Raw genomic sequence first — 11904 nt, 5'->3', positions numbered from 1 at the left:
CCGTTCCGAGACGTTCCGGCACTGATTCGTCACGGTTCGGTCAGCCCGGCGTGTCGACACGCGGTGGAGGTTGGCTGACGGAGGGTGACTGGGCCAGGCTGATCCCCGCAGGATCATCTTTGTCGGGTTATATGCCTGTTTTATAGCTGACGGCGGCGAGCCTGGCGGCGGTGGCGGCCAAGCGATGACGCGGCGTCCATCCATGTCCACTGACGGCCGACAACAAGGGGTGCGCGTTGTACGAGCCAGGTGACGGTCCCGGCCCGCCAGCACTCGGCCGGCATCGGTCCGCCGGCGGCTACCGCCGGGTGGTCGGCGTCCACCGCGCCCCCGGCGCGGGCGGGCCCTCCCGGGGTTACCTGCTGACCGTCGCACTGCTGGCCGGCACCGCGTCGATGCCCATTCTCGCCGCGATCAGCGCCGGCTCGGCCACCCCGGGCAGCACCGCGCTGCCCGACAGCAGCACCCCGTTCATCCCGACCCCGTCGATTGGGCCGGTGGTGATCCCGATGCCGATGACCAGCCAGCCGGCGCTGCCACCACCCGGCACACCCAGCGTCGGCCCGACCAGCGGCTGGCTGCCCGCCGCTCCCCGGCGTACCTCGGAGAGGCCCGGATCGGAGACCGTGACCGGCACGGGGCCCGGTCGACCGGCGACCTACCCGCCGCTGGCGCCGAAGCCCTCCCGCGGCACCTGGCCCGCCATGCCGCCGGCCGGCCCGCCAGCGCCGACGACCGGCCCGCCGACCGACCTCCCGGATCCCAACCCGACCGACCCCATTGACCCGGACCCCACCGAACCTGACCCGACGGATCCCGGCCCCACCCCGACGCTGGACCCGACGCCGACGCTGGATCCGACGCCGACGCTGGACCCGACGCCGACGCTGGATCCGACGCCGACGCTGGATCCGACGCCCACGCTGGATCCGACGCCCACGCTGGGTCCGAGCCCGACCGACGTCCCCACCGCGACCGCCGTACCGACCAGGGCGCCGTCAGCGCCGGTCACCACCCCCGGGTCACCCGCCGCTCCCGCGTCACCGACCAGCCGGCCCGGCCCAGCGGTCCCGACGCCTCCGGTCGTATCGCAGACGCACCCGGTCGGTGGTTCCCCGGTGGCCTGACCAACGCACCCCACGGTTGACGCCCCGACGGTACGGTGACCCTCAGGCGTGACCCATCCGGTGCCGGCGGTGTGCCGGCGTCAGGCACGTACCGGAGGGGGTGACGTGGGCGGCGGTGCGAGACTCCGCCCGGTCACCACCCGACCCGGCCCGGGGCTGCGGGTCGCCCGGCTGGTCACCGAGGTGAGCGCGCCGGCCGTGCTCGTGTCGCTGCTGATCATCACCGTGAGCTGGCACAGCGCGCGCCGCCCGGGTGAGGGCCTGGTCTGGGGTCTGCTCGCCACGCTCTTCGTCATCGGCATTCCGTTCGCCTACGTCGTCGGCGGGGTACGCCGTGGCCGCCTCACCGACCACCACGTCGGCCGCCGGGAGCAGCGCCGCGCCCCGCTGCTGGTCGGCCTCGCCTCGGTGACGGCAGGGCTCGTCCTGCTCGTCGTCCTCGGCGCGCCCCGCCCGGTGCTGGCGCTGGCCGTGGCCGGGCTCGTCGGTCTCGTGGTCAGTGTGTCGGTGAGCCACTGGTGGAAGATCTCGATCCACTCGGCGGTGGCCGCCGGCACACTCGTCATCCTGATGCTGACCTTCGGGACCCGGCTGGTCGTCGCGGCACCGCTGCTGGTGGTGGTCGGCTGGTCCAGGGTGCGGCTCAGGGACCACACGGTGTCGCAGGTGCTCGCCGGCGGTGTGCTCGGCGCGCTGATCGCCGCAGTGGTCTTCGGCGCGCTGCGCTGACCGCGATCTGCTCCCGACCGAGGCCCGCCGCCGGGGCGGACGAGAGCCGGGGCGGACGGGGTGTCGCCCGCCCCGGGTAAACCGTCAGGCGCCGTCGTCGGCGAGGCGGTGCCGGTTCGCCTCGATCCAGGCGTCCAGAGCGGCCGGATCGTCCGGGTCCACCCCGTCGGCCATCAGCTGCGCCACCGCCGCGGTCGCCGGGCTGCGCCGCTCACCCGTCGAGTAGAGGCGGGCGAACTCCGGCACCATCTCCTCGATCGCCTCGTCGGTGCGCGTCGCCGCCGCCTCCGGCAGTCCGCGCTGGCGGGACGCGTACCGTGCCCAGGCGCGCAGCACCCGGGGCAGCATCGCCGCGTCGTCCATGTCCAACACCGCACGGCGGTGCACCCAGTCGAGCAGGAACAGCCCGGACACCGCCGGGCTCCAGCGCATCGGGTCGCCGTCCGGGAAGCTCGCCGAGTGGTCCAGCACCAGGCTCAGGCAGAAGTGCAGTGAGGCCAACTCCGCGCCGTCGACGGCGTCCAACCCGAAGCGGGCGGCCTCCGGCGCGGCGAGGAACTGCCGGACCAGGTCGGTGCGCTCAGCAGCGGAGAGCGGCTCGACCGCCGCCGGGCCGGTCGGCTCGGCCGCGGTGGGCAGCAGCGCCAGTCGGGCACCGACGAGCGCCCGGTCGGTGGCGAGTGAACCCTCGCCGGGCAGCTCACTGAGGTCGTCGGTCACCGCGAGATGGCGGGCCACCTCGCCCCGGAGCCGGGCCGGATTCTCGGTACGAAACCAGGTCAACTCGTCGTCGGCGCACATCTGCCGGACCTGGTCCAGGATCCGTTCCGCCGGGCCGCCGACGAAGATGTCCTTGGTGATCCCGATGTTGTGGTCCACCAGGGCCACCAACGCGTGCTCGGTGCCGCCCGACGCGTCGTCGTAGGCGAAGGTGGCGAGGTAGGAGGTCTGGTCGCCGTACACGTCGCCGTACGCCCAGGTGCCGGTGAGGTGCACCCGGCCGAGCTGCCCGGACCAGGGGGGCGCCTGGCTGCCCGGACGGACCCGATCGGCGCCCCCGGCGTCCGGGACGAGCGCGGCGAAGACCTGCCGGATGGTGGTCGCCGCCGCGACCCGGCGACGGGCGGTGGCGGCGAGGAACCCGGTGACGAACTCCCGTACGGCGGTGTCGCGGTCGGTCTCCGCGATGGCGTAGACACTGCCCAGCAGCGCGCTGCCGAGCATCTCGGCGTCGAGGGCGGACTCCAGCTTGGTCACGTCGCGTGCGGCGTGCAGCACCGCGTCGTAGGGGGTCTCAGGCGTGGCCATGCTCCGACCCTACGCCGCCCGGGGCCGATGGAGAGCGGTAGCGAGCCGTGCGAGGCGTCAGCGGTGGGCGGCGTCCCGCAGCGCGTCGCGCGCCTGCGCGTACGAGTCGAGCACGGTCCGCACCGGTGCCAGCACGTACTCCTCGCCGACCAGGGCGACCTTCGCCGTCAGCCGCTGCTCGGCTCGGGCTCGGGCACGCCGCGCGGCCCAGCGCACCACCGGGCGGGTCAACGCCGCCACCAGCAGCCCGGCCAGCAGGCCGCCGAGCAGCAGCAGGGTGGGCAGCGGCACCTGACCGACCGTCGGGTTGTCCAGCGCCGGCAGGCCCAGTGCTCGCAGGGCGTACCCGAGCGCAAGCCAGCCGAGCCCCACCACGGCGGCGAGGGTGACCAGCCACTGGACACCGCCGACGGCCCGCCACCACAGCGGTCGACGGTCCAGGCCGAGGTCGGTGCCGGCGATCGTGCGGTCCAGCGCGTCCGGCAGGTCGCCGAGGCGGGACCGGGCGGCCGAGGTCACCGCTCCGGGCCAGGCGGCGGGCAGGTCGGCGGCGGCCCGATCGGCCACCGCGCGGATCGCGAGGCTCAGCGCCGAGCGCTGGGCGGCCGATGGTTCCGGCACCGAGGTGGCCGCGACCAGACTCTCCGCCGGGTCGTCCCGGCCGCCGGTCGGGCCGGGCAGGTGCAGTCGCCGCAGCGGGTCGGGTCGCAGCCGCCGCCAACCCCGGACCACGGGCCAGCCGGTGGCCGCGCCGGCCCGATGCCGGTACGCCTGCTCCACGGCGGCGGTGACCGCGGGCACGCCGGCCGCTCCGGCCAACGCCCGGTTCAGCCCGTCGACAGTCGAGTTGCCCGGTCCACCCGTGGGGCGGGCCGAGCCGACCAACTCGTCCAGGCCGGCGACGACCGTGTCGACGTCACCCGCGAGTCGGCGCAGCGCGGCCTGCCGCTCGGCGACGGTCCGCTCCAACGCGCCGCGCAGCCCCACCATGCCGGCCGGGTCGATGGCGGTGGTGGACAGCAGCGGCACCCCGGTGAGCCCGTCCGAGTCGAGCAGTCGACGCAGGTCGTCCAGGACCCGGGGCACCTCGGCCGGGGACAGCCGGTCGGCCTGGTTGAGCACGACCACCGTGACGTCGCGGTGCCGGTGGAACTCGCGCAGGTAGCTGTCGTGGATGACCCGATCGGCGTACTTCTGCGGGTCGACCACCCAGACCACCTGGTCGACCAGGCCGAGGAGCCGGTCCACCTCCAGGCGGTGGGAACGCTGCACCGAGTCGAAGTCGGGCAGGTCGAGCAGGACCAGTCCGTGCAGCGCCGTCTCGTCGTCCGCGTCCAGGGCGCTCTCCCGGACGAAGCGGTGTCGGGGCAGCACGCCGGTCCAGTCGAGCAACTGGTTGGCGCCCGCCAACGGCCCCCACACGCAGGCGTGGGTGACGCCGGTGGTCGGCCGGCGGACCCCCACCGGCGAGAGCTCCAGCTGGGCCAACGCGTTGAAGAGGCTCGACTTGCCGCTGCCGGTCGCACCGGCCAGCGCGACCACTGTGTGGTCCCGGGACAGTGTCAGCCGGGTGCCGGCCCGCTCGACCAGGGTGTGCGCGGGCACCAGTTCGGCGTCGGGCAGCAGGCCGTCCACCGCGGTCAGGAAGCGCCGTACCGCGTCCAGTCGGGCGATCAGCGCGTCGGCGTCCACCCGCTGGTCACCGCGGAACGCCTCGCGTACCCGGCCGGTGAGGTTGGTCACCGGAAGCCCTCCTCGTCGCGGGCCGGCGGGGTGTCGCCGCCAGCGGACAGGCCACTGCGGTGCCGGGCCAGCTCGACCCGGCCGGCGGCCCGGCGCAGCCCGTCGCCGACGTCCGCGGCGGGGCGGGCGTCGGCGGTGCGGCTGAGGAACCGGTCGGCCTCCGCGTCGAGCAGCGTCCGCACCCGGGCCAGCAGGTCGGTGCGGGCCTTGGCGGCCAGGGTACGCACCGCCTGGTCGCCGAAGATCGCCTGGAGTACGGCCTGCGCGGCGACCGTGGTGCCGGCCCCGGTGGCCAGCTCCAGCCCGGTCGGAATGAACGCGGTGGAGGCGAAGACGGCGATCATCACGGCCAGGCCGGTGGCGTTGACCGCGTACGCGGCGGTGCGGGCCACGAACCGCTTGTCGCCGCCCTCGACCCGGACCAGCTCCAACACCCCACGCTGCCAGTCCCGCACCATCCGTTCGGCGCGTTCGGGCAGGTCGTCGCTCGGGTGGGCGAGCGCCGGCTCGAGCAGCTCGCTGCCCGCCGGATGCGCCTGCCAACCCGTGTACGCCGACTCGGCAGCCTCCGAGGCCACCCCGCGCAGTAGCGTGACCAGCTGCGACTCGATGGCGTTGCGCAGCTCGACGGCGGGTGCCGGTCGACCGGTGACAGCGGCGACGACCCGGTCCCGGAGGCGGCCGATCCGTGCCTCCAGCGTGCGGAAGAACTCTCCGGTGCCGACGAACTCCTGCCAGCGGGCGAGCACCTCGCCCCGGAGCAGTCGGCCGTCCTGAAGCCCCTGCTCGACGGTGCGCTCGGCACCCCGGTACGCGGAACGGACCCGGTCGTCCAGTCCGTCGGCGGCGGTGACCTGCTCGTCGGCGGCGTCGGCCAACTCCTCGACGGCGGGGTGCAGCGCGGCCAGCGCACCGTCCAGCGTCTGGCGGACCACCGCCGCCCGAGCGTCCGCGTCGCCGGCCAGCCGGGCGAACCAGTCGGCGAGCGCCGCGGTCGCGCCCTCGGGCAGCAGTCCCTGCCCGTCGACCCAGGTCTCCGGCAACACGAACAGCGGCGCCCGGCCGAGATCCTGTTCGGCGAGCATCTCGGTCAGGTGCGCGGCGATCTCCTCGGTGGCCTCGGCGGGCACCCGGTCCAACACCATGGCGATCACCGCGCCGCGCGCCCGGGCGCTGCGCAGCAGCTCCCAGGGCACCGCGTCGGCGTATCGGGCGGCGGTGGTGACGAAGAGCCAGAGATCGGCGGCGGCCAGCAGTTGGGTGGCGAGCGCCCGGTTGGCGTCGACCACCGAGTCGATGTCGGGCGCGTCGAGGAAGGCCAGCCCGGCGGGGAGGGCGGGGGCGGTGACGAGGTGCAGGGCGCGGGGGTCGTCGCTCGGCTCGGTGGTGCGGGTCAGGCCGGGCAGCAGGTCGCCCTGCCGGAACCACGCCGCGTCGGACGGGTTGCAGACCAGCACCGGGGAGCGGGTGGTCGGCCGGAGCACGCCGGCGGCGCTGACCCGGGCCTTGACCAGGCTGTTGACAAGTGTCGACTTGCCCGCGCCGGTGGAGCCGCCGACCACCACGAGAAGCGGGGCGTCCAGCCGGGCGAGCCGGGGCAGCAGGTAGTCGTCGAGCTGGTCGGCGAGGGCGGTGGCGGTGTGCCGGGCGGGGCCGGCGGAGGGCAGCGCGAGGGGGTACCGGGTCGCACCGATCGCCTCCCGGAGGCCCGACAGGGCGCCGGGGAGGCCGTCGTCCCCGGTGGTGGCGGGCGGCTCCTCCGCGGCGTCCGGCGGACCGGTGCGGGCTGCGACGGCGGGCACGCCGGAACGGGTGGCGGAATCGCCGGGCGTCGTCACCGCTAAAGCGTGCCCGACCGATGCAAGGGAAGACAACCGGACGGTAGTAACGGGTGGGTTGCGTCGGGTTGACTCAACCCGACTTGACGATTCGCCAACGCGTGGCACTATTGAGTCCAGTTCACTCAACTTGTGGTGGGGCCCGCTGCCGGCGGTGTTCGCCAGCAGCCCACGGGCGACGCCCGTCACCTGCACAACCTTATGAAGCGAGGAAGCGAAGATGGCACGTGCGGTCGGTATCGACCTCGGCACGACGAACTCCTGCGTCAGCGTTCTCGAGGGCGGTGAGCCCACCGTCATCGCCAACGCTGAGGGCTCGCGGACGACCCCGTCGATCGTCGCGTTCGCCCGCAACGGTGAGGTGCTCGTCGGTGAGGTCGCCAAGCGCCAGGCAGTGACCAACCCGGACCGGACGATCCGCTCGGTCAAGCGCGAGGTCGGCACGAACTGGTCCGTCGACATCGACGGCAAGAAGTACACCCCCCAGGAGATCTCGGCCCGGACGCTGATGAAGCTCAAGCGGGACGCCGAGGCGTACCTGGGCGAGCAGATCACCGACGCGGTGATCACCGTTCCGGCCTACTTCAACGACAGCCAGCGCCAGGCCACCAAGGAGGCTGGCGAGATCGCCGGCTTCAACGTGCTGCGGATCGTCAACGAGCCGACCGCGGCCGCCCTGGCGTACGGGCTGGACAAGGGCTCCAAGGAGCAGACCGTCCTGGTCTTCGACCTCGGCGGCGGCACCTTCGACGTCTCGCTGCTGGAGCTGGCCGAGGGCGTCGTCGAGGTCAAGTCGACCAGCGGTGACAACCAGCTCGGTGGCGACGACTGGGACCAGCGGATCATCGACCACCTGGTCAAGACGTTCCGTGGTGAGCACGGCATCGACCTCGGTCAGGACAAGATGGCCCTCCAGCGCCTCCGTGAGGCCGCCGAGAAGGCCAAGATCGAGCTGTCCGCCGCCACCACCACAAACATCAACCTGCCGTACATCACCGCCGGCGCGGCCGGCCCGCTGCACCTCGACGTGACGCTCAGCCGCGCCGAGTTCCAGCGGATGACGCAGGACCTGCTGGACCGCTGCAAGGGCCCGTTCGAGCAGGCCGTCAAGGACGCCGGGATCAAGATCTCCGACGTCGAGCACGTCATCCTGGTCGGCGGTTCGACCCGGATGCCGGCCGTGACCGACCTGGTCAAGCAGCTCACCGGCCGCGACCCCAACAAGGGCGTCAACCCGGACGAGGTCGTCGCCGTCGGCGCCGCCCTCCAGGCCGGTGTGCTCAAGGGTGAGGTCAAGGACGTCCTGCTGCTCGACGTGACCCCGCTGAGCCTGGGCATCGAGACCAAGGGTGGCATCTTCACCAAGCTGATCGAGCGCAACACCACCATCCCGACCAAGCGCTCCGAGGTCTTCACCACGGCGGACGACAACCAGCCGTCGGTGCTGATCCAGGTCTTCCAGGGTGAGCGGGAGATCGCGGCCTACAACAAGAAGCTCGGCACCTTCGAGCTGACCGGTCTCCCGCCGGCGCCGCGCGGCGTGCCGCAGATCGAGGTCGCCTTCGACATCGACGCCAACGGCATCGTCAACGTGCACGCCAAGGACCTGGGCACCGGCAAGGAACAGAAGATGACGATCACCGGTGGCTCCTCGCTGCCGAAGGACGACATCGAGCGGATGCGCCGGGACGCCGAGGAGCACGCGGAGGAGGACAAGCGTCGCCGCGACGACGCCGAGGCTCGCAACGTGGCCGAGGCGCTCCAGTGGCAGACCGAGAAGTTCCTCGCCGAGAGCGGCGACAAGCTGCCCGGTGAAAACCGGGAGCAGCTCAACGAGGCGCTCGGCGAGCTGCGCGGTGCCCTCGGCGGTCAGGACATCGAGAAGATCAAGTCCGCCCACGAGAAGCTGGCGAAGGTCTCCCAGGAGGCCGGTTCGCTGCTCTACTCGTCTCAGGCCGAGCAGGGTCAGCAGCCGGGTGGCGAGGCCGGCCCGGGTGCGACCGGCGCCCAGCCCGGCCCGCAGTCCGGCGGTGCCGACGACGTGGTCGACGCGGAAATCGTGGACGAGGACGGCAAGAAGTGACCGTCGGCCTCCGACACCTGGTCACGGCGAAGGGGATGAGGTAGCCGCATGACGCAGAAGCCACGAGCCGCCGACCCGGGCGACACCGGGTCGACGCCGGGTGGCTCCGCGCCCACGGAGCCGACCACCGGCGACGGGGAGCGGGTCGTCATCCGCAACAAGCGCAAGCTCGTCGACACGGCGGAGCCGGAGGGCACCGCCGCCGACGCGGAGACCGGTGTGCCGGCCGAGGGTCTGGTCGAGGACGCCGAGGTCGTGGTCGACGAGATCGAGGTCGAGGTCAACTCCACCGATGGTCCGGAGCCGTCCGGTCCGCCGGTGGTGGACGCCCCGGCGCAGCCGGTTGACGGCGCCGGCACGGGCACGTCGCTCGGTGCCGAGATGGAGGCGCTCCGGGCCGAGTTGGACGAGCGGACCCGGGACGTGCAGCGGGTGTCGGCAGAGTACGCCAACTACCGCAAGCGGGTCGACCGCGACCGCAACCTGGTGCAGGAGCAGGCGACCGGTTCGGTGCTTGCCGCGCTGCTGCCGATCCTCGACGACCTGGACCGGGCTCGGGAACACGGCGACCTGGTCGGGCCGTTCGGCACGGTGGCGGAACAGCTCACCACCGCGCTGGGCAAGTTCGGCCTGAACGCCTTCGGCGAACAGGGCGACCCGTTCGACCCGACCCGCCACGAGGCGGTCGCGCACCAGACCTCGGCCGAGGTCACCGAGCCGACCTGCGTGCAGGTCATGCGGCGCGGCTACCAGCTCGGTGAGCGGCTGCTGCGCCCCGCGCTGGTCGCGGTCGCGGATCCGGAATAGTGCGAAGCAGTGACCGGGCCGTGCCCCCCCCCCCCCCCCGGGGGGGGGGGCGGGCGGGGGGGGGCCGGGGGGGGGGGGGGGGCCCGGGGGGCGCCCCCCCCCCCCCGCGGGGGGGGGGGGGCCACGGCCGGGCGGCGACGGTCGAGAGGGGGTGGACCGGTGAGTTCCAAGGACTGGATCGAGAAGGACTTCTACGCCGTGCTCGGCGTGGACAAGGCCGCCTCCGCGGATGACATCAAGAAGGCGTACCGCAAGGTGGCCCGGGAGTCGCACCCGGACCACAACCCGGGCGACGCCAAGGCGGAGGAGCGGTTCAAAGCCGCGTCCGAGGCGTACAACGTGTTGTCGGACGCCGGCCGCCGTCGCGAGTACGACGAGATGCGCTCGCTGTTCGGCTCGGGTGCGTTCCGGCGCAACGCCCGTGGCGCGGGTCAGCCGGGCGGCATGCCGTTCGACGTCTCCGACATGTTCGGCGGCGGCGGGGCCGGCGATCGTCGCTTCGGCGGCGCCGGCTTCCAGGACCTGTTCAGTTCGATCTTCAGTGGCGGCCAGGGCGGCGGGCAGGCGGCGCCCCGCGGTCCGGGCCGTGGCCGGGACGTGGAGACCGAGGTGGCACTTGACTTCGGCGACGCGGTGCGCGGGGTGACGCTGCCCCTGACACTGCGCGCGCCGGGCGTCTGCGAGACCTGCCACGGCAACGGGGCCAAGCCCGGCACCCAGCCGCGGACCTGCCCGGTCTGCCACGGTGCCGGGGTGACCACCCGCGACCAGGGGTCGTTCAGCTTCTCCGAGCCGTGTCGCAACTGTCAGGGCGTCGGCACGGTGGTCGAGGAGAAGTGCCCCGAGTGCCACGGCAGCGGCGGGGTCACCAAGACGCGCACCATGAACGTGCGCTTCCCGGCCGGCGTGGCCGACGGTCAGCGCATCCGGTTGGCCGGGCGCGGTGAGCCAGGCGAGCGCGGCGGCCCGGCTGGTGACCTGTTCGTGCACGTCAAGGTTCGGCCGGACGAGCTGTTCGGGCGTACCGGCGACGACCTGACGCTGAGCGTGCCGATCACCTTCGCGGAGGCCGTGCTCGGCACGGACCTGCGGGTGCCCACGCTCGACGGCGCGGTGACCCTGCGGGTCCCGCCCGGGACGCCCAGCGGGCGGGTGCTGCGCGCCCGGGGCAAGGGTGTGGTCCGCCGCGACGGGCAGGCCGGCGACCTGCTGGTCACGTTGGACGTGGTGGTGCCGGCCCGGGTGTCCGACGAGGCGCGCACCGCGCTGGAGGCGTTCGCCGAGCAGAGCCCGCCAGCGGCCCGGGACCATCTCGAGGCTCGGGTGCGTCGGGTCAGTTAGTCCGGTGGAAGGGACGCGGAGGTGAGCGGGATGTCGGGCGAGTTCCTCGGTTCGGGTGACCCTGCCTACGAGGCCAAGGTGCTGATGATCTCGGTTGCGGCTCGAATGGCGGGGATGCACCCGCAGACCCTGCGCCAGTACGACCGGCTGGGGCTGGTGCAGCCCGGCCGGGCCGCTGGTGGCGGACGTCGGTACAGCGTCCGTGACGTGGTGCTGCTGCGCGAGGTGCAGCGGCTCAGTCAGGACGACGGGATCAATTTGGCCGGCGTCAAGCGGATCATCGGGCTGGAGCGGCTGTTGGAGCAGGCGCAGCAGCGGGTGGCCCGACTGGAGGCGGAGCTGGACGCCGCGTACCGACGGGTGGCCGAGCTGGAATCACTCGCCCGCTTTCCGGGACGGGATCTCGTGCCGACCCATCGCACGTCCACCGCGCTTGTGGTGTGGCGACCCCGTCGTACTCCCGATCGTTGACCTGCCGCACATCCGGAGCTGTCTTCTCGGCCCGGACGGCACCGGATTCCCCGGCGCGGTCCGGGCCGCTTCGGTTAGCCTGTTGATACGGGTCCAATCGGCTTAATACGGACCTATCGGCATGGCGAGGGGGAGCGATGGCGGAACCGGCGAAGAAGGTCGCCCAGCAGACGGAAGATCGGTTGGACGACCTGGCCGAGACCGTCCGCAAGAAGTTCGACAAGGTGACCGAGGGGACCTACCGGGACCGGATCGTCGAGGGCCGGTTCGCCGAACAGGGCGACCATGGCGGCGACCGGAGCCGAGCCGAAACTGAACGCAAGCAGGACTGACCGGTGACCGACGTGCGGGCCGGGACCCACGGGGGGTCCCGGCCCGCACGCCGTCATGAGTGCGGGCCGGGACGCGGTGATGCCAGGGTGGGGGTCGCGGCCCGTTCGTCGTCATGAGTGCGGGC

Annotated in this window: 10 protein-coding genes; 7 read left to right on the top strand and 3 right to left on the bottom strand. The window is 73.2% G+C overall.

All coding sequences use genetic code 11. The features are described 5' to 3' along the window. The first annotated feature begins 236 nt into the window (after positions 1 to 236). Positions 237 to 1127: a hypothetical protein gene (locus ACFYPM_RS13705; RefSeq protein WP_387195490.1), complete on the top strand. Its 891-nt coding sequence runs from the start codon at positions 237 to 239 to the stop codon at positions 1125 to 1127. Between the two features lie 105 nt (positions 1128 to 1232). After that, positions 1233 to 1856 carry a phosphatase PAP2 family protein gene (locus ACFYPM_RS13700; RefSeq protein ID WP_387195487.1) on the top strand — a complete coding sequence of 208 codons (624 nt, stop codon included), beginning with the start codon at positions 1233 to 1235 and terminating at the stop codon, positions 1854 to 1856. 84 nt (positions 1857 to 1940) lie between these two features. Here the strand turns inward: ACFYPM_RS13700 and ACFYPM_RS13695 are convergent, their stop codons facing one another. Genes ACFYPM_RS13695 through ACFYPM_RS13685 form a run of 3 tightly spaced genes read right to left on the bottom strand, consistent with a single transcriptional unit; the run spans position 1941 to position 6745 of the window. Continuing rightward, positions 1941 to 3164 carry a hypothetical protein gene (locus ACFYPM_RS13695; RefSeq protein WP_387195484.1) on the bottom strand — a complete coding sequence of 408 codons (1224 nt, stop codon included), beginning with the start codon at positions 3162 to 3164 and terminating at the stop codon, positions 1941 to 1943. 57 nt (positions 3165 to 3221) lie between these two features. Next, on the bottom strand, positions 3222 to 4907 hold the full coding sequence (locus tag ACFYPM_RS13690; RefSeq protein WP_387195481.1) for a GTPase: 1686 nt from the start codon (positions 4905 to 4907) through the stop codon (positions 3222 to 3224). Further along, positions 4904 to 6745, bottom strand: a complete 1842-nt coding sequence (locus ACFYPM_RS13685) for an ABC transporter (protein ID WP_387195478.1) — start codon at positions 6743 to 6745, stop codon at positions 4904 to 4906. Before ACFYPM_RS13685 ends, ACFYPM_RS13690 begins: the two co-directional genes overlap by 4 nt. A 220-nt stretch (positions 6746 to 6965) precedes the next feature. Here ACFYPM_RS13685 and dnaK point away from each other — a divergent pair, with 220 nt between their 5' ends. The 5 genes from dnaK to ACFYPM_RS13660 all read left to right on the top strand — a co-directional run bounded on the left by dnaK (position 6966) and on the right by ACFYPM_RS13660 (position 11779). Next, a complete protein-coding gene (gene dnaK, locus ACFYPM_RS13680) occupies positions 6966 to 8828 on the top strand; it encodes a molecular chaperone DnaK (RefSeq protein WP_387195475.1) in 1863 nt (620 codons plus the stop codon). A 48-nt stretch (positions 8829 to 8876) separates the two neighbouring features. Next, positions 8877 to 9635 carry a nucleotide exchange factor GrpE gene (locus tag ACFYPM_RS13675; RefSeq protein WP_365065629.1) on the top strand — a complete coding sequence of 253 codons (759 nt, stop codon included), beginning with the start codon at positions 8877 to 8879 and terminating at the stop codon, positions 9633 to 9635. Positions 9636 to 9794: 159 nt separating this feature from the next. Continuing rightward, positions 9795 to 10976 carry a molecular chaperone DnaJ gene (gene dnaJ, locus ACFYPM_RS13670; RefSeq protein ID WP_387195472.1) on the top strand — a complete coding sequence of 394 codons (1182 nt, stop codon included), beginning with the start codon at positions 9795 to 9797 and terminating at the stop codon, positions 10974 to 10976. 30 nt (positions 10977 to 11006) lie between these two features. Further along, positions 11007 to 11447, top strand: coding sequence for a heat shock protein transcriptional repressor HspR (locus ACFYPM_RS13665; protein WP_387196385.1), 441 nt, complete (start codon positions 11007 to 11009; stop codon positions 11445 to 11447). A gap of 137 nt (positions 11448 to 11584) precedes the next feature. After that, positions 11585 to 11779: a hypothetical protein gene (locus tag ACFYPM_RS13660; protein WP_387195469.1), complete on the top strand. Its 195-nt coding sequence runs from the start codon at positions 11585 to 11587 to the stop codon at positions 11777 to 11779. The last annotated feature ends 125 nt before the right edge of the window (positions 11780 to 11904 follow it).

The sequence above is a fragment of the Micromonospora sp. NPDC005203 genome, assembly GCF_042872705.1.
Taxonomy (GTDB): Bacteria; Actinomycetota; Actinomycetes; order Mycobacteriales; family Micromonosporaceae; genus Micromonospora.
This window is presented reverse-complemented; position numbering and strand designations above follow the sequence as displayed.